General features: G+C 56.6%; 18 protein-coding genes. 8 read left to right on the top strand and 10 right to left on the bottom strand.

Features of this window, described 5'->3' with window-relative positions; genetic code table 11:
- Positions 1-57: 57 nt before the first annotated feature.
- Positions 58-1,032 (top strand): lauroyl-Kdo(2)-lipid IV(A) myristoyltransferase, encoded by a 975-nt coding sequence (gene lpxM, locus F3I47_RS21525; RefSeq protein WP_111207757.1) that lies wholly within the window; start codon positions 58-60, stop codon positions 1,030-1,032.
- A 26-nt stretch (positions 1,033-1,058) separates the two neighbouring features.
- On the opposite strand, the gene F3I47_RS21520 is transcribed toward lpxM, so the two are convergent.
- From F3I47_RS21520 to F3I47_RS21510, 3 genes are all read right to left on the bottom strand, one after another.
- Positions 1,059-2,291, bottom strand: a complete 1,233-nt coding sequence (locus F3I47_RS21520; RefSeq protein ID WP_150029855.1) for an MFS transporter — start codon at positions 2,289-2,291, stop codon at positions 1,059-1,061.
- Between the two features lie 84 nt (positions 2,292-2,375).
- Positions 2,376-3,818: a pyruvate kinase gene (gene pyk / locus F3I47_RS21515; protein ID WP_150029856.1), complete on the bottom strand. Its 1,443-nt coding sequence runs from the start codon at positions 3,816-3,818 to the stop codon at positions 2,376-2,378.
- Between the two features lie 107 nt (positions 3,819-3,925).
- Entirely contained in the window at positions 3,926-4,804 is an 879-nt protein-coding gene (locus F3I47_RS21510) for a MurR/RpiR family transcriptional regulator (RefSeq protein ID WP_190316311.1), read from the bottom strand.
- 364 nt (positions 4,805-5,168) lie between these two features.
- On the opposite strand from F3I47_RS21510, the gene zwf reads away from it, so the two are divergent.
- Both zwf and F3I47_RS21500 read left to right on the top strand, forming a co-directional pair.
- On the top strand, positions 5,169-6,644 hold the full coding sequence (zwf, locus tag F3I47_RS21505) for a glucose-6-phosphate dehydrogenase (RefSeq protein ID WP_009089746.1): 1,476 nt from the start codon (positions 5,169-5,171) through the stop codon (positions 6,642-6,644).
- Positions 6,645-6,856: 212 nt separating this feature from the next.
- On the top strand, positions 6,857-7,495 hold the full coding sequence (locus F3I47_RS21500) for a bifunctional 4-hydroxy-2-oxoglutarate aldolase/2-dehydro-3-deoxy-phosphogluconate aldolase (RefSeq protein ID WP_150029857.1): 639 nt from the start codon (positions 6,857-6,859) through the stop codon (positions 7,493-7,495).
- A 34-nt stretch (positions 7,496-7,529) separates the two neighbouring features.
- Here F3I47_RS21500 and purT read toward each other — a convergent pair whose 3' ends face one another.
- The gene (purT, locus tag F3I47_RS21495) at positions 7,530-8,708 is read right to left on the bottom strand and encodes a formate-dependent phosphoribosylglycinamide formyltransferase (RefSeq protein ID WP_150029858.1); all 1,179 of its coding nucleotides are present in this window, start codon (positions 8,706-8,708) and stop codon (positions 7,530-7,532) included.
- A gap of 167 nt (positions 8,709-8,875) precedes the next feature.
- On the opposite strand from purT, the gene F3I47_RS21490 reads away from it, so the two are divergent.
- Both F3I47_RS21490 and F3I47_RS21485 read left to right on the top strand, forming a co-directional pair.
- On the top strand, positions 8,876-9,532 hold the full coding sequence (locus F3I47_RS21490) for a tellurite resistance TerB family protein (protein WP_150029887.1): 657 nt from the start codon (positions 8,876-8,878) through the stop codon (positions 9,530-9,532).
- Between the two features lie 116 nt (positions 9,533-9,648).
- Positions 9,649-11,712: a prolyl oligopeptidase family serine peptidase gene (locus tag F3I47_RS21485; protein WP_150029859.1), complete on the top strand. Its 2,064-nt coding sequence runs from the start codon at positions 9,649-9,651 to the stop codon at positions 11,710-11,712.
- On the opposite strand, the gene exoX is transcribed toward F3I47_RS21485, so the two are convergent.
- Complete coding sequence (exoX, locus tag F3I47_RS21480; RefSeq protein WP_181161900.1) at positions 11,706-12,377, bottom strand: exodeoxyribonuclease X; 672 nt, start codon at positions 12,375-12,377, stop codon at positions 11,706-11,708. The genes F3I47_RS21485 and exoX overlap by 7 nt on opposite strands.
- The gene (locus F3I47_RS21475; RefSeq protein WP_046101977.1) at positions 12,374-12,607 is read right to left on the bottom strand and encodes a DNA polymerase III subunit theta; all 234 of its coding nucleotides are present in this window, start codon (positions 12,605-12,607) and stop codon (positions 12,374-12,376) included. The genes exoX and F3I47_RS21475 overlap by 4 nt, the downstream gene beginning before the upstream one ends.
- Before the next feature lie 151 nt (positions 12,608-12,758).
- Between F3I47_RS21475 and copC the strand changes: the two genes are divergently transcribed.
- From copC to F3I47_RS21460, 3 genes are read left to right on the top strand one after another with little or no spacing between them, the layout of a single operon-like run.
- Positions 12,759-13,136 carry a copper homeostasis periplasmic binding protein CopC gene (gene copC / locus F3I47_RS21470; protein ID WP_150029860.1) on the top strand — a complete coding sequence of 126 codons (378 nt, stop codon included), beginning with the start codon at positions 12,759-12,761 and terminating at the stop codon, positions 13,134-13,136.
- Positions 13,137-13,141: 5 nt separating this feature from the next.
- Positions 13,142-14,017, top strand: a complete 876-nt coding sequence (gene copD / locus F3I47_RS21465; RefSeq protein ID WP_150029861.1) for a copper homeostasis membrane protein CopD — start codon at positions 13,142-13,144, stop codon at positions 14,015-14,017.
- 28 nt (positions 14,018-14,045) lie between these two features.
- Positions 14,046-14,393: a YebY family protein gene (locus tag F3I47_RS21460; RefSeq protein ID WP_150029862.1), complete on the top strand. Its 348-nt coding sequence runs from the start codon at positions 14,046-14,048 to the stop codon at positions 14,391-14,393.
- Between the two features lie 296 nt (positions 14,394-14,689).
- Here F3I47_RS21460 and F3I47_RS21455 read toward each other — a convergent pair whose 3' ends face one another.
- The 4 genes from F3I47_RS21455 to F3I47_RS21440 all read right to left on the bottom strand — a co-directional run bounded on the left by F3I47_RS21455 (position 14,690) and on the right by F3I47_RS21440 (position 17,852).
- The gene (locus F3I47_RS21455; protein ID WP_150029863.1) at positions 14,690-15,754 is read right to left on the bottom strand and encodes a tyrosine-type recombinase/integrase; all 1,065 of its coding nucleotides are present in this window, start codon (positions 15,752-15,754) and stop codon (positions 14,690-14,692) included.
- A gap of 104 nt (positions 15,755-15,858) precedes the next feature.
- Entirely contained in the window at positions 15,859-16,074 is a 216-nt protein-coding gene (locus tag F3I47_RS21450; RefSeq protein WP_069026604.1) for an ogr/Delta-like zinc finger family protein, read from the bottom strand.
- Between the two features lie 78 nt (positions 16,075-16,152).
- On the bottom strand, positions 16,153-17,328 hold the full coding sequence (locus tag F3I47_RS21445) for a phage late control D family protein (protein ID WP_150042110.1): 1,176 nt from the start codon (positions 17,326-17,328) through the stop codon (positions 16,153-16,155).
- On the bottom strand, positions 17,325-17,852 hold the full coding sequence (locus F3I47_RS21440) for a phage tail protein (protein ID WP_150029865.1): 528 nt from the start codon (positions 17,850-17,852) through the stop codon (positions 17,325-17,327). Before F3I47_RS21440 ends, F3I47_RS21445 begins: the two co-directional genes overlap by 4 nt.
- Between the last annotated feature and the right edge of the window lie 3 nt (positions 17,853-17,855).

The raw sequence follows: 17,855 nt of genomic DNA, 5'->3' as shown, positions 1-17,855 counted from the left end.
GATTGCAAATTTGTTTGCCGCCACTATCATTAGCCGGTCATTGCTTGAGGCGAGTGCATGGAAACCCGTAAAAAAAATAACACTGAATTCATTCCCGTTTTTGAACGATCTTTTCTCAAACCGAAATACTGGGGCAGCTGGCTGGCGATTGGCGCACTGGCCGGCCTGGCTTATTTACCGCCGAAAGTGCGCGATCCGCTGTTAAGCCGCTTAGGCCGGTTCGCCGGTAAGCTGGCAAAGGGTGCACGTCGTCGTGCGCTGATTAACCTCTATTACTGCCTGCCGGAACTCAGCGAAGCGCAACGCGCCACGCTGGTGGACGAAATGTTTGCGACAGCACCGCAGGCAATGACGATGATGACCGAGCTGGTGCTGCGCGATCCGGCCCGCATTCGTCAGCGTGTCGAATGGCATGGTCGTGAAATCATCGACCAGATGAAAGCCGCGCAGGAGAATGTAATTTTCCTGGTGCCGCACGGCTGGGCGGTGGATATTCCGGCCATGCTGCTGGCGTCAGAAGGGCAGAAGATGGCGGCGATGTTCCATAATCAGAGCGATCCGCTGCTCGATTATGCCTGGAACACCGCGCGTCGTCGTTTCGGTGGCCGGATGCATGCCCGAAATGATGGCATTAAGCCGTTTATCAGTTCGGTGCGCCAGGGCTACTGGGGCTACTATCTGCCCGATCAGGACCATGGTGCAGAGCACAGCGAGTTTGTTGACTTCTTCGCGACTTACAAAGCAACGCTGCCCGCAGTCGGGCGGCTGATGAAAGTGTGTCGGGCCCGCGTGGTGCCGCTGTTCCCGGTCTATAACAGTGAGCGGCATATTCTTGAAATCTATGTGCGTCCGCCGATGGATGATCTGCTTGAAGCGGATGATCATCAGCTGGCTCGCCGGATGAATGAAGAGGTGGAAATTTTTGTCCGCCCGCATCCTGAGCAGTACACGTGGATCCTCAAGCTGCTGAAGACCCGCAAAGAGGGTGACATCGAACCCTACTCGCGCAAAGAGCTCTATCCACGCAAATAGTCTGAAGGCCGCGCAAGCGGCCTTTTTTATAACGCTTCCAGTTTGCTGCGACGCTTTCGCTCGCGCATAAACAGGATCACCAGACCAAACCACAGCACGCCACTGATAAAGTTGATCAGGCAGAACCAGAGTGTGCCACCGCTGAAGTAGCCACTCTTCGCCAGCTCAATCCCCACCGCCAGCGTCAGAATACTGATCATCCCCAGCATCGCCGCCACGCTGCCTTTACCCTCATTGCTGGCGTACAGCGTCAGGCGATAGAGACCGGCGTTCACCATGCCTGCACCAAAAGCGTAGAGGCTGAGACCGGCCGTAATCAGCAGATAGCCATGGCTGTTCAGCAGGCTCGCCACCAGTGCCAGGCTCAGACCGATCAGAATCGGCCAGGCAGCAAACTTTACCGGCTGCTCAATCGGCACACGTCCCGCCAGCTTACTCAGCGTCAGGTTACCGGCGATCATCGCCATAAAGACCGGAAGCTGCAGCAGGGCATACTGCATCCGCGACAGGCCTTCGTCATGCATCAGGATCACCGGCGAGAGGGCAACCCAGGTGAGGATCGGGATAAAGACCATGCCGATGGCAAAAGAGCCGGACATCACCAGCCGATCCTTCATCAGCCGGCCATAGTTGCGCGCCAGACTGGGCAGGGCGATAGAGTGACTGCGGTCGCCCGCAGTTTCGGGCATGACCCGCCACAGCACCGCGAACGCCACCAGGCTGCAGGCGGCAAAAAGCCAGAACATGCTGCGCCAGCTGCCGACGGTCAGCCAGGCAGCACCGGCCAGCGGGCCGGCCAGGGGAGCCAGCAGCGCCACGTTGGCCATCAGCGCCATCATGCGCACCGCCAGCGCCTCATCAAAGGCTTCCTGAATCGCGGCATAACCCACTGCGCCAATAAAACAGAGGCTGATGCCCTGAACAAAGCGCAGGCTGACAAACTCTTCAATGGAGCTGACCCAGTTGGTCAGGATACAGGCGATGGCAAAAAACAGAATGCCGGCGAGCATCACCGGGCGGCGGCCAAACTTATCAGAGAGCGGGCCAAGCAGCCATTGCAGTACCACGCCGCCAATCAGGTAGGCGGTCAGTGAGGTGGAGACCCACTCCGGGCCGACAGCAAATTCGCTGGTGACGATCAGCATGCCCGGCTGGATCATGTCGTGAGCAATATAGGTGGCAAACTCAAACAGCACTAATGCCAGAGGGAAAAGCAGAATCCGGCCGGTCAGCTGGCTGATGGGTTGAAAACGGGCCATCTGGCCTCCTTGTCAGAAAAGAAAACGCGACTGGCTGGCAGTCGCGTTACTGATTCTACACTGACAATGTCAATCCGGGCTTAATTAATCCACGCGCAGCACGCGGCTGGTATTGGTCGTGCCGGTGGCACCCATCACATCACCCTGCGTCACGATGACCAGATCGCCTGATACCAGGAAACCTTTGTCACGCAGCAGATTGACGGCATCGTGTGCCGCAGCCACACCGTCGTTATTGCTGTCGAAGTAGACCGGGGTGACGCCGCGATAGAGCGCGGTGAGGTTCAGCGTGCGCTCATGGCGCGACATGGCAAAAATCGGCAGGCCTGAGGTGATGCGCGAGGTCATCAGCGGCGTACGGCCCGACTCGGTCATGGTGATGATCGCGGTAACGCCCTGCAGATGGTTTGCGGCGTACATGGATGACATCGCAATCGCTTCTTCGATGTTATCGAACTGCACGTCCAGACGGTGTTTGGAGACGTTAACGCTCGGGATCTTTTCCGCGCCCAGGCAGACTTTCGCCATCGCCGAGACGGTTTCAGCCGGATACTGGCCTGCGGCGGTCTCCGCGGAGAGCATTACGGCGTCGGTGCCATCCAGTACGGCGTTCGCCACGTCCATGACTTCGGCACGGGTCGGCATCGGATTGGTGATCATCGACTCCATCATCTGTGTCGCGGTGATGATGGTGCGGTTAAGCTGGCGGGCGCGGCGAATCAACGCCTTCTGAATGCCGACCAGTTCCGGGTCGCCAATTTCGACGCCCAGGTCGCCACGGGCTACCATCACCACGTCAGAGGCGAGAATGATGTCATCCATCGCTTCCTGGCTGGCGACCGCCTCAGCCCGCTCTACCTTCGCGACCAGGCGGGCATCACAACCCGCTTCACGCGCCAGGCGACGCGCCAGATTCATATCCTCGCCACAGCGCGGGAAGGAGACGGCCAGATAATCGACCTTGATTCTGGAGGCGGTAATAATGTCCGCCTTATCTTTTTCAGTCAGGGCTTCCGCCGACAGGCCGCCGCCCAGCTTGTTGATGCCTTTATTGTTCGACAGCGGGCCACCCACGGTGACTTCAGTGAAGACTTTCATGCCCTGAACTTCCAGCACTTTGAGCTGCACGCGGCCATCATCCAGCAGCAGGATATCGCCTGGCACCACATCTTCCGGCAGGCCTTTATAGTCGATGCCCACCCGCTCTTTGTCGCCTTCACCTTTACCCAGGGTGGCATCCAGCAGGAAGCGGTCGCCGATATTCAGGAAAACTTTGCCTTCTTTGAAGGTCGAAACACGAATTTTTGGCCCCTGGAGGTCGCCAAGGATCGCAACATGGCGGCCCAGTTTAGCGGCAATCTCACGCACTTTATCCGCACGAAGCTGGTGATCTTCTGGCGTGCCGTGAGAGAAATTGAGTCGTACAACGTTCGCGCCCGCCGCGATGATTTTTTCAAGATTATTGTCGCGATCGGTGGCCGGACCGAGGGTAGTAACGATTTTGGTTCTTCTGAGACGTCTTGACATCGGGGACTCCGTAAACATTTAAGCGTGTCCGGATCAGTGGACACAGCATGGTTATCTATTCTATATGATCGACAGCGTGTGATACGACTCACATTGTAAATGTGATGTTAATTTTTTTGCGGTGCATCCTCTTTCCCTGGAGACTGCTTTTCGTAACGCGACGCTTTCAGCGCTTCTTTCACGCGCTTCAGGTTTTCGCGGAACGGCGCACCCCGTTCAAGGGTAAAGCCGGTCGCTAACACATCGATCACGGTCAACTGCGCCAGGCGCGATACCATCGGCAAATAGACATCAGTATCTTCCGGGACATCAAGCACTAAAGCGATGGCGGCTTCATCGGCAAGGGGTGAATCGGGAGAGGTGATGGCAATAACGGTGGAACCGTTTACACGGGCCAGGCGAGCCAGTTCTACCATATTTTTTGTGCGCCCAGTATGTGAAATGAGAACAAAAACGTCACCGGCTCGACTATTTATGCAACTCATGCGCTGGATCACAATATCGTCAGACCAGATGACAGGAATATTAAAGCGCAGGAATTTGGTAAAGGCGTCATGGGCCACCACGGCGGAGGCGCCCAGACCGAAAAAGGCGACTTTATCGGCCTGCGCAAGCTGAGTGACCGCCTGCTGCAGCCGCGAACTCTCCAGCTGATCCCGAACCCGCTGCAGACCTGCCAGCGCGGAGTCAAAGATTTTGTGGCTGTAGTTCTCCACGCTGTCATCCTCCTCCACACCCCGGCTCACCCAGTTGCTGCCCTGTACCAGGCTTTGCGCCAGCTGCAGTTTAAAGTCGGGAAAACCGCGTGCGCCTAAACGGTGGCAGAAGCGGTTTACCGTGGGCTCACTGACGCAGGCTTCGCGTGCCAGAGTGGCAATGCTGGCGTGCATCGCCGCCTGCGGCGCCGCCAGAATCTGCCGGGCGACTTTCTGTTCCGCTTTACTCAGCGAAGCGAGCTGCACCTCAATTTTTTCCAGCATGTTCATAAGCCGATGACCATTATCATTTTTAGCAATTTCAGAAATCCCTGTCGTCAGAGCTGATTAACAGAGAATATATCGCGTCAGCGGGGGGCGGGCGCAGTGACGGACAAGCCGATTTGCATTTTTTTTGGGATACTTTGACCCCGGGCAAATTTCACTGACACCCCCGGATACAGAAAAAACCGACAATCCGCACGCGTCATCACACCGGTTTTGCTTATCCGGTACAGAGTTAATGCGGTTAGCCCGGCGAGTCGGTTTACCTGGCGCAGGGAAAAAAGTACATTGTGCGGAAAGAAAATAATAACCTGGACCCGGTGGCAGAGGATGCATCACCACCGGACTATCCTGCAACGAGGAGAGGAAAATGGCGGTAACACAAACAGCCCAGGCATGCGATCTGGTGATTTTCGGTGCCAAAGGCGATCTTGCACGCCGTAAACTGTTGCCTTCACTGTACCAGTTAGAGAAAGCGGGTCAGATCCATGAGGAAACCCGCATTATTGGTGTCGGACGTGCTGAGTGGGACAAAGCGGAATACACCAAAGTGGTACGTGAAGCGCTGGAAACCTTCATGAAGGAGAAAGTTGACGAAGCGCTGTGGGATAAACTCAGCAACCGTCTCGACTTCTGCAACCTCGATGTCAACGACACCACGCACTTCCCTAAACTGGGCAAGATGCTCGATCAGAAAAACCGCACCACCATCAACTATTTCGCCATGCCGCCGAGCACCTTCGGTGCCATCTGTCAGGGACTGGGCACGGCGAAACTGAACGCCAAACCGGCGCGTGTTGTGATGGAGAAGCCGCTCGGCACCTCACTGGAAACCTCACAGGAGATCAACGACAGCGTTGGCGAATACTTCGATGAGAGCCAGGTGTTCCGTATTGACCACTATCTGGGCAAAGAGACGGTGCTAAACCTGCTGGCGCTGCGCTTCGCGAACTCCATCTTCGTGAACAACTGGGACAATCGCACCATTGACCACGTGCAGATCACCGTGGCCGAAGAGGTGGGTATCGAAGGCCGCTGGGGTTACTTCGACAAAGCGGGCCAGATGCGTGACATGATCCAGAACCATCTGTTGCAGATCCTGACCATGATCGCTATGTCGCCGCCGTCCGATCTCAGCGCAGACAGCATCCGCGATGAGAAAGTTAAAGTGCTGCGCTCGCTGCGCCGCATCGACCAGACCAACGTGCGTGAGAAAACCGTGCGCGGTCAGTACACCTCCGGCTTTGTACAGGGTAAAAAAGTCCCCGGCTATCTGGAGGAAGAGGGTGCCAACAAATCGAGCGCGACCGAGACTTTCGTGGCGATTCGCGTCGATATCGACAACTGGCGCTGGGCGGGTGTTCCGTTCTACCTGCGAACCGGTAAGCGTCTGCCAACCAAATGTTCTGAAGTCGTGGTCTATTTCAAAAACCCTGAGATGAACCTGTTTAAAGACTCTTACTCAGAGCTGCCGCAGAACAAGCTGACTATTCGTCTGCAGCCGGACGAAGGGGTGGATATCGAAATCCTGAACAAAGTGCCAGGTCTCGACCACAAGCATAAGCTGCAGACCACCAAGCTGGATCTGAGCTACTCTGAGACGTTTAACCAGTCGCACCTGGCCGATGCTTATGAGCGTCTGCTGCTGGAGAGCATGCGCGGGATTCAGGCGCTGTTTGTGCGTCGCGATGAAGTTGAAGCGGCATGGACCTATGTCGACTCCATCATCAACGCCTGGGCTGCGGATGGTGACTCGTCTAAACCGTATCAGGCTGGCACCTGGGGGCCGGTGGCCTCCGTCGCGATGATCACCCGCGATGGCCGTTCCTGGAACGAGTTCGAGTAACGGTAGTGATGAAGAAGCCCGCAACGCGGGCTTTTTTTTTGCCCGTCATCCGACTGGCGCAGGCAGATAAAACTGAACTGCTGTTTCAAAATGAGAGCAGGGTAATGGACGCTTCGGAAGCCGATCATGTATGGTAGTGTCATCATTACAGGGCAGGAGCCGAGGCTCCGTGACCGGGCTGCTATCCCGGTGTTATTAATCAAGGGGAACTGATGAAAAACTGGAAGATGAGTGCTGAACAGATTCTGACCACCGGGCCTGTGGTGCCGGTCATCGTCGTGAATAAACTGGAACATGCCGTGCCGATGGCAAAAGCGCTGGTGGCGGGCGGTGTCCGGGTGCTGGAAGTGACGCTGCGCACGCCCGTCGCGATGGAGGCATTGCGTGCGATGATCAAAGAGGTGCCGGAGGCGATTGTGGGGGCGGGAACCGTCATCAATCCGCAGCAACTTCAGCAGGTGACCGATGCCGGCGCGCAGTTTGTTATCAGTCCGGGGATTACGGAATCACTGCTGAAGGCCGCGGTGGAAGGGCCGGTTCCCCTGATTCCCGGTATCAGCACCGTCTCTGAACTCATGACCGGAATGGACTACGGTCTGCGCGAATTTAAGTTTTTCCCGGCCGAGGCGAATGGCGGTGTCAAAGCGCTGCAGGCCATTGGCGGGCCTTTCCCGCAGGTCCGTTTCTGCCCGACTGGCGGCATCTCTCCGACAAACTACCGTGACTATCTGGCGCTGAAAAGCGTGCTCTGCATCGGCGGTTCCTGGCTGGTGCCGAATGATGCGCTGGAAGCGGGCGACTGGGATCGCATCACCCGCCTGGCGCGTGAAGCCGTTGAAGGCGCGAAGTAAGCTGAAGCGGTGAGCGTCTGCTCACCGCACGCTGTTACCCCTGAACCGTCACCGCTGCTGCGCTGGCAACGGCACGCGCAATGGCCTCATCCGTCGTCTCACCGCTCGCCAGCGCCACACCTAAACGACGCTGACCACTAATCTCCGGCTTACCGAACAGGCGCAGTTGCAGACCGGCACCCAGCGCCGCTTCGACGTTGACGAACTGCACATTCTGGCTGGTCAGTTGCGGCAGGATAACGGCCGAGGCGGACGGACCATACTGACGAATTGCGCCAATCGGCAGACCCAGGAACGCCCGCACGTGCAGCGCAAACTCTGACAGATCCTGCGAAATCAGCGTGACCATGCCGGTATCATGGGGACGCGGTGACACTTCACTGAACACCACCTCATCGCCACAGACAAACAGCTCGACGCCGAACAGACCATAGCCACCCAGCGCCTTGACCACCTGCGCGGCAACCTCCTGTGCCCGCTGCAGCGCCACATCACTCATCTGCTGCGGCTGCCAGGATTCGCGGTAGTCGCCATCTTCCTGACGATGACCAATCGGCGCACAGAAATGGATGCCGTCAACGGCACTGATGGTGAGCAGGGTGATTTCAAAGTCGAAGTTAACCACGCCCTCTACGATGACGCGACCGGCTCCGGCGCGGCCACCCTGCTGCGCATAGTCCCAGGCGCTGTCGAGCTGGCTGGCGTCACGGATAAAGCTCTGGCCTTTGCCGGAGGAGCTCATGACCGGTTTTACGATGCACGGAAAGCCAATCTCTGCGGCGGCTTCGTCAAAGCGCGCTTTGCTGTCGGCAAAGCGATAGCGTGAGGTCGGCAGGGATAACTCTTCCGCGGCGAGGCGACGAATCCCTTCACGGTTCATGGTCAGCCGTGCGGCACGGGCTGTCGGGACCACGCGCTGGCCCTGCTGCTCCAGCTCAATCAGGGTATCCGTGGCGATAGCCTCGATTTCCGGCACCACAAAGTCAGGTTTCTCCTGCGCGATTAACGCAGCCAGGGCCGCACCATCCAGCATGTTGATCACATGGCTGCGATGCGCCACGTGCATGGCCGGGGCATCCGGGTAGCGATCGACCGCAATCACTTCCACACCCAGACGCTGACACTCCAGCGCCACCTCTTTACCCAGTTCACCCGAACCCAAAAGCATCACACGTGTTGCCGCCGGACGCAGCGCCGTTCCGAGAGTTGTCATACATTCACCTAAGCAGTCAAAATTCGCGCGCAAGTATAAACGAAAACGTTTGCGTTCTCACGCTTCGTCCGTATAACGCCGCCATTTGCCTTACTTTTCCCGCTCTGACGTTTCCTGACAACCCTTTCGCCAGGATAGCAGGCTGAAATCGTGAACAGGAGCGGATGATGAACAACTGGTTGCAACAGATTCAGTCGGTACTGGCGAAGAAGGGCGGTGACGGTAAATCGGGCGGAGGCCTGGGCGATATGCTGGCACCGGGCGCGCTGGGGGGGCTGGCCGCGATGCTGATCAGCAGTAAGTCTTCCCGCAAACTGCTGACAAAATATGGCGGCCAGGCGCTGATTATCGGCGGCGGGGCGGCGGCGGGTGCGGTACTGTGGAACAAATATAAACAGCGGGTCAGCGACGCGCATCAGAGTGAACCGGACTTCGGCGTGTCGCAGACACCGGTCGATCTGCGCGCTGAGCGTCTGGTCACGGCGCTGGTGTTTGCCGCCAAAAGCGACGGACACATCGACGATCAGGAACGTGCCGCTATTGAGCAGAATATTCATCAGTCCGGCTACGGTCAGGATGCGGAAAAGCTGATCCAGAAAGCGATGAATCGCCCGCTGGATCCGCAGTGGCTGGCCGCTGACGTGAAGAACGAGGAAGAGGCACTGGAGCTCTATTTCCTCAGCTGCGCCGCCATTGACGTCGATCATTTCATGGAACGCAGCTACCTCTCTGCGCTGGGTGACGCGCTGAAAATCCCTCAGGATGTCCGCGACGGCATTCAGCAGGATATCCAGGCCGAAAAAGCCCGTCTTCCGGCCAGTTAACTTCTCCTGGCGGGCCTCAGAAGAGGACCCGCCTGCCGCCGCTTCCTCGCTGCCCCCTGGCTTCCCGCCACTTAAGTGTTACGCTTACAGATCATGACGTTCACGGAGACGGATGGATGAAAGCTCCCATTGCAAAAAAAATTCCTCATGAAATGACGCTGCATGGCGAGACGCGCGTCGACAACTATTACTGGCTGCGCGACGATAAGCGCGAAAACAGCGAAGTGCTTGATTACCTGCGTGCTGAAAATAATTACGGCAAAAAAGTCATGTCGTCACAGCAGCCGCTGCAGGACCGGATATTAAAAGAGATCATCGACCGGCTGCCACCGGAAGATCACTCAGTGCCCTATGTCAAAAACGGCTACCGCTATCAGAGTCGTTATCAGAGCGGCAATGAGTATCCGGCCTATTACCGCCAGCCCGCGGCGAGCGAGGAGTCGGCGGAGTGGACCCTGCTGCTGGATGCCAACCAGCGCGCGTCACACAGCGACTTTTACACCATGGGCGCGCTGCATATCAGCCCCGACAACCGCGTGATGGCGCTGGCCGAGGACTTTCTCTCGCGCCGCCAGTATGGCATCCGCTTCCGCAACCTTGAGAGCGGCAGCTGGTATCCTGAAGTGCTGAGCAACGCCTCCTCCAGCTTCGCCTGGGGTAACGACTCCCGTACGCTCTACTATGTGCGGAAACACCCGCAGACGCTGCTCTCTTATCAGGTCTGGCGACACGAGCTGGGATCGCCGCAGTCTGATGATCAGCTGGTTTATGAAGAGCAGGATGACACCTATCATCTGAGCGTCCACAAGACCACCTCAAAGCAGTTCATCATGATTGCGCTCTACAGCACCAACACCAGCGAGATTCAGCTGATCGATGCTGATTTCCCTGATGCGCAGCCGCATGTGTTTCTGCCGCGCCGCCGCGATCATGAATACAGCATCGATCACTACGAGCATCAGTTCTTTATCCGGTCTAACCGGGAAGGCGAAAACTTCGGGCTCTATCGCAGCCGTTATCTGGATGAATCCCGCTGGGAGACTCTCATCCCGGCGCGTGAAAATGTGGTGATGGAAGATTTCCAGCTGTTCCGCGACTGGCTGGTGGTTGAAGAGCGGCAGCGCGGCCTGACCAGCCTGCGCCAGATTAACTGGGCCAGCGGCGAAACCAGTGGCATCGCCTTTGACGATCCCACTTACGTCACCTGGCTGGCTTACAATCCGACGCCGCGCACCAGCAAACTGCGCTACGGCTACTCCTCAATGACCACACCGACCACGCTGTTTGAGCTGGATATGGACACGGGCGAGCGCCGCATCCTGAAGCAGAGCGCGGTCAAAGGGTTCAACGCCGATGATTACAAAAGCGAGCACCACTGGATAAAAGTCAGCGATGGCACCGAAGTGCCGGTGTCGCTGGTCTATCATCGCAGACACTATCAGCCCGGCCAGAATCCAATGCTGGTCTATGGCTATGGCGCCTATGGCAGCAGCATGGATGCCGATTTCAGCGTCAGCCGTCTGAGCCTGCTGGATCGCGGCTTTGTGTTTGCCCTGATTCAGGTGCGCGGCGGTGGGGAGCTGGGGCAGCAGTGGTATGACGGCGGTCGCCTGCTGAACAAAATGAACAGCTTCACGGATTTCATCGACGTGACCAATGCGCTGGTGGCGCGCGGGATAGGGCATCCGGAACGTCTCTACGCCATGGGCGGCAGCGCAGGTGGCTTACTGATGGGCGGGGTGATCAACATGGCACCGCAGCGCTTCCATGGCGTTGTGGCGCAGGTCCCTTTTGTGGACGTGCTCACCACCATGCTCGATGAGTCGATCCCGCTGACGACCGGCGAATATGATGAGTGGGGCAATCCCGGCGATCCGGAGTACTACCGCTACATCCGCCAGTACAGCCCCTATGACAACATTGAGGCAAAAGCCTATCCGCATCTGCTGGTCACCACCGGCCTGCACGATTCGCAGGTTCAGTACTGGGAACCGGCCAAATGGGTAGCGAAACTGAGGTCGATGAAAACCGATAATAATCTGCTGCTGCTCTGCACCGATATGGATGCCGGACACGGCGGCAAATCGGGGCGCTTTAAAGCCTATGAAGGGATTGCGATGGAGTATGCCTTCCTGCTGGGGCTGGCGCAGGGCACCCTGCCCCCGGCAGAGGATTACTGAGGCTCGGTCAGGTATTTACGCAGCGCCTGCCGCAGTGGCGGGCGCAGATCGCTGACGTTATCCAGCATCCACTTCAGATAGCCCGGATCCTTGCGCGCCACCACCGCAATCGCCTGACCACGGTATTTGCCGAATGGCAGAATGTCGTCGCGCTGGGCCGCCGGTTGTGAGCGCACAATCATCTCGGAGGCGTTCCAGCCCGAAGTCTCCATAATGCGGATAAGCAGGGCCGCCGTCACATAGCAGTCATAGAGCGCGCGGTGCGCATGCAGATCGGCTGGCGGGGTAACATCCAGCTTCAGGGAATGACGCAGGGCCTGGTTGCCATATTTGATGCCCGGCCAGAGCTGACGCGCCAGCTGCATGGTGCAGATCCATTCGCCAAACATCTCCGGCAGCATCCGGCGGTCAAAGCTGGCGTTATGTGCCACATAGAAGGCACTGCCGTAGTAGCGCGGGATCGCCTCTTCAATGGTCGGTTTTCCGGCCACCATCGCTTCGGTGATGCGGTGCACGGCCATCGCCTGACGGCTGATAGGGCGGTCAGGCAGGATGAGATCGCTCATCGGATTCACAATCTGGCCATCGACCACATCGACTGAGGCCACTTCCACCACGCCACCCTGCAGGCCGCAGGTTTCGGTATCAATTACGCGAAACATCATTGCTTCATCTTCGGTTCATAAGGGAGGCGTGACAGGCTCAGTGACGCCTGGCGGTAATGCATCAGACGCTGACGAAACCAGTCACGCAGCGCTTCGGGCTGCTCCTGCGCCACCATCTCGGCAACTACCGGCATGTTATAGCGCTCTTTAAACGCCACGCCCGCAGCCGCTAAATCGACGTTTAACTTATCTTTCTCGTCCTGGGACAGCAGGGCAAGGTTATGGCTCATAATATTCTCCTGATGACAGGGGGCAAAAGTAATGTTTTCGCCGGTCTGAATCAAGGATTAAGGATCGCATTGCTGGCCTCGACAGTGCAAATGCAGCAGCGTATCCTTTTGCCTCGTTTATCGCCCTGGCGGCGGCTAAAAGGATGATCTGATGCAGAAAAAACACATTTCCCGCATGGTTATTACGCTGGTGGCAGCCGGTGCGATGGCATTCAGCTCGCTGGCAGCTGCGCACGCCCATCTCCGCGTCTCCACGCCGGCGGCCAAAGCAGAAGTAACGACCGCTACCGATGCGCTGACGCTGACTTTCACTGAAGAGATTGAACCCGCGTTCAGCGGCGTTACGCTGCTTGACGATCATCAGAAGCCTGTTGCGACGGAGAAGGCGAGCGTAGCGTCCGGCCACAAAGATCGGCTGATTGTCAGCCTGCCTCAGCCACTGAAAGCGGGGCACTATCAGGTTAACTGGCATGTCCTGTCGGTGGATGGACATAAAACCGCAGGAAGCTACCGCTTCAGCGTGAAGTAAGCGTCGTGATGACCCTCTGGCCAGCGCTGCGTGCGCTCCATTTTGCTGCCGTGATGCTGCTGACCGCCAGCGCCTGCTACAGCGCGCTGCTGGCACCAGAACGTTATCGTCCACAACTGGCGCGGCGACTTAATCCGCTGGTAAACGGAAGTGCGTGGCTGGCTCTGCTCAGCGCGCTGGCGATGCTGGCCTGCCAGAATGTGCTGATGAGCGGCGACAGCGCCAATCTGCTTCAGCCTGACATCTGGCTGGCGGTGCTGGGCACCCATTTCGGTGCGGTGTGGCAGTGGGAAATCGTGTTCAGCGTGCTCGCCGTGTCGGCGTTGTTACTGACCGCGCAACTGCGCCAGCAGGCCTTACTGCTGGCAGGCGTGCTGCAACTGGCCGGCATGGCCCTGACGGGGCATGCCGCGATGCGGGAAGGCTGGCCTGGCCTGCTGCATCAGATCAATCATGCGCTGCACCTGATTGCGGCAGCGTTCTGGGTGGGGGGACTTATTCCGCTTCTGCTGCTGATGCGTGAAGCGCGTCAGATCGATCGCCGTACCGATGCGATCCGCATCATGATGCGCTTTTCGCGCTACGGTCATCTGGCGGTCGCGTTAACGCTGCTGACCGGCGGGGTAAACAGCCTGATGATCCTGGGCTGGCCGCTGACGTGGCACGAATCCCGCTATAGTCTGTTGTTGCTGGGGAAAGTGCTGCTGGTGGCCCTGATGGTGGGAGTGGCGCTGATTAACCGTTACTGGCTGGTGCCGCGTTTCCGCGTCGCGGGTAGCGGCACCCAGCAAAAATTTATCCGCATGACACAGCTCGAACTGCTGCTGGCGTGTGGCGTGGTTGGGCTGGTCAGCGTGTTTGCCACGCTGTCGCCAGCCTGAATGTGATTTAAGAGAGAAAAGGGCAGTTATGTTGCTGAAGAAAGTGGTCCCCGCAATCCTGTTATTATCTGTATGCGGCCAGGCGCTGGCGGCACAAATCATTACCGTCAGCCGCTTTGAGATCGGTAAAGATAAGTGGCCGTTTAATCGTGAAGAGGTGATGCTGACCTGCGAGAAGGACGGTGCCATGTTTGCCATCAACCCGAGCACGCTGATGCAATACTCGCTGAACGACAAAGCGGATGCGCTGTTTAAGAGCAACCAGGTGAAAGCGCAGCCGATCAGCGTGATCCAGAGCGAGGATAAAGCGCATCCGGGCCAGATGATGAGCCTGCAGCCGATTGTTGAGCGCACTCAGGCGCTGTGCGGTAAGTAAGCCTGCCGGGTGCAGCATCACGCTGCGCCCGACTGTTTTTTGCCGTTGCGATCACAAACTGATCCTGTTTATGGCCCTGTGCCGTGCCTCAGCTGGCAATTCCTCCGCGCTGTTCTAATCTTAAGTTGCAAGGCGTTATCGCCTTCATAAATGCCAACTTTTAGCGCACGGCTCCTTGAGAGCCATTTCCCTGGACCGAATATAGGAATCGTATTCGGTCTTTTTTTGGTTGGGATTTAAAAACAGTAACTTACAATATAATCAATCATTTAAGTCCAACCCTGTTACCTTCTGTTCTACTCTGCTGGACTCTGAGTCGCCACTTTGTCGCCACTTTTCTTCGCCATCAACGCCAGCGGATTGCAGCGAATTGCATCCTCAAGATGGTCGGGCGCGAAGTGCGCATAACGCATCGTCACCCTGATGTCGGAATGCCCAAGAATACGCTGCAGCACGATGATATTTCCCCCGGCCATCATAAAGTGACTGGCAAAGCTATGGCGCAGTACATGGCTCATCTGGCCTTCGGGTAATTCAATGCCTGCCAGCCGAATGACCCGATAAAACTGGCGATAGCACTCTGCAAAAAAACGGCCTTCTTTGTCTTTTAATTCGTTATACAGGGCGTTGTCGATGGGTACCGAGCGGTTCTTTTTGCCTTTGGTATTGATGAAGGTGATTTTGTTTGGAGACAATTGTGAGGCTTTAAGATTCGCGGCTTCACTCCACCGGCACCCGGTTGAAAGGCAGATTTTGATAATCAGCGTCAGATCAGGGTTATCGTGAAATTTGCAGGCGGCAAAAAGCTTTTGTATCTGGGTTTCAGTCAACCATGCCATTTCTTTCTCTGGCTGATCAAACTCCCGTATATTTTTAAGTGGGTTGGGGTAGCTGATTTCGCCAAGCCGTTCCAGCTCATTGAAAAGAGCGCGAAGGAATGCATGTTCACAGTTAATGGTACCCGGTGAGACCTTTAACGATTTATCACTGGTTTTGTATCCGTTCTGTATGAGGCCCTGTAAACGCCGATCCCGATAATGTGCCCAATCCTTCGAAGTGATAGAGGCAGCTACGGGGTTCCCCATGCCATTACAAATGATATTGAGTTTGCCGAGTCGGCCCTTTCTATCACTTAGCGAGCAACCGTGCAGTCTGTACCATAGTTCGATAAGTTCGCTAAGCTTGCGGTTATCTTCTTTCTCTGCCAGCCAGGGTTTAGCCTTCATTTCGTCCTGAGTGTATTGCTCAAAGGCAATGGCTTCGGCACGGGTCCTGAACTGTCGCCTTACACGTTTACCATCCCTCCCGTTGAGATAGCACTCGCAGAGCCACTTACCTGTATTTAATTTCCTTATTGCCATGTAGCCCCCTTGATAAAAGGGGATTAAACTACTGTATATAAAAACAGTATTCAATGTTTGATTATCGATTTTCAAACATGAAAAAGCCCGCTGAGCGGGCTAAATTAATGCAGAAGGGAAGGTTGCTGTTGACTGGTGTAGAGTGGCACCTTATTGATTTGCCCAGGCGAGACAATCATTCCAGTCACGGTCTCGTGCGTTTTGAATGTGCAGCTGCAATTAATATTCTGGCACTGGTGATAACGTTCTTTTGTTTCTTTCGATACATAGCGGCTGCTTTTTGCGTGAGCTGCTGTCTGGCATAAAGGGCAGTGCATCATCATCAATATCCTCAAAAAGGGCAGGGTAGAGCCACTTAGTTTGAATACGCAAATCACGTTTTGCAAATTACACACGAATTAAGCATTTTCCGTTTCACCCTCTGTTTCTGACTGATATTCAATATCTGAAAGCAGCACTTCAAACTCAAGCGTGGTTGTGTATCCACTACTGCTCAGACTGTGCGTCACCTTACTGATAATCCATGGCTGCGCATCGATCACGGATTTAAAGCCGCTCACCCTGACCGGCGTCTCCGGGTATAGGTCGGCACGCCCCATCGCGAGTGTAAGCGAGAACTCCGCGACGCCGCGCTGCAGCTTATCCCACTTTGCTTTAGCTGACCGCATCGCTGCCGCTTTTGTCGCATACACGGTCGTCAGCGTGAAGATATTGTCTTCCGTGCCTGCCAGATAATCACCCTCTCTGGCCTCCGGCGTTTTGGTCGCGGTTGTCTTTTTCTTTTTAGCCGCCGGGTGTTCCAGCGCGCGCAGGTGCTTAACCTTCGGCTTGCGCTTTACCTTAACCTTTTTCGGCTTCGGGTCTCTGATATGCAGCCAGCTCGCCGAGACGCCGGTGTATGCGCCACGGTCAGCAATGCTGAAGCTGTGCCGGTCGCCATCCTGCCGCGTGATTGTCATCTGCGGGATTGGCTTGCCGCTGGCGGTGACGCCGCTACCGGGTTTTATAAACAGAAGCCTTCCAGCCTTCACTGCCGCAACCGCGCCGTAAAGTGTGGCGAGTCGCGTCAGGAATTTAGCGTCAGTTTCCTGCGTCTGGTCAATGTGAGCCACGGCAATTCCGGCGAATCCATCGGCCAGCATAGGCTTTAAGTTATTGCGCCGGGCTATCTGCGTCACGACGTCCCCCAGGGTAGTGTCGTGATAGGACACCTCCCGGCGGGAATTGATCGAGCCACGGAAATCAGCACTGCGGGCGCGGATTGTCATCGTGTCCGGCGCGCCGTGGTGCTCAACCTCATCAACAGTGAAATCACCTTTGCCAAAAAGTGTCTGGCCTTTCCAGCCGAGAAACAGCGTTATCACTGCGCCGCGAACCGGCATAGCCAGCTGCCCGTCGGCGTCGTCCAGCTCAATATCCAGCTGGTCGGCCTCAAAGCCGCGGTTATCAGTCAGCGTCATCGAGATAAGGCGATCCCGGATACTGGTTGTGACGTCATTAGAGTTAACCTTCAGCATGAAATCCGGCGTCAGCTGCGCCCCGGCCTGCACCGGCAGGCTGCTTATCCCGATCATCCGAGCAGCACCCCTGCAGTTGTAATCAGGCTGCCGGCCGCCGACTTAACGCCGTCGATTGCTGACGTAAGCTGGCCTGTCAGACTGGCGGAACCGCTGATCAGCCCGTCAGCCTGTTTCTTTAGATCGCCAAATATAGACGTAAGCGACTCATCGACGCGTTTCAGGCTCAGGGTAAACATGATTTTGCTGGCCGTGCCGTTGGGATAAAACTCGCTGAAGGTGTTAGAAATACTCTCGATCACGTACATGCCGTAAATCATACCGCTGCCGCCAATCAGCGGCCACGCCATGCCCTTGTCTGCCATCAGGCGGATTGTCATCAGCGATACCGAGCCGCCCGTTATTTCCGGCCGCAGCTCCCCGGAAAGCGTGATTTTTTCATCGCCCGGCCCGATAAACTGCGCCGACGGACGCTGCCCGAACCGGCTGTTAGTGGGCCAGCGGTAGTCGATATTCTGCTGCATATCCCCGTAAGGCAGGGTCTGTCGCATAAACGGCATCATGCCGTAAATCATCATCATCGG

Origin of the sequence: Pantoea sp. M_10 (assembly GCF_008631515.1) — a bacterium.
Lineage (GTDB): Bacteria > Pseudomonadota > Gammaproteobacteria > Enterobacterales > Enterobacteriaceae > Pantoea > Pantoea anthophila.
Note: the sequence above shows the minus strand (reverse complement) of the source record. Positions and strands in the feature narration are given on the sequence as shown.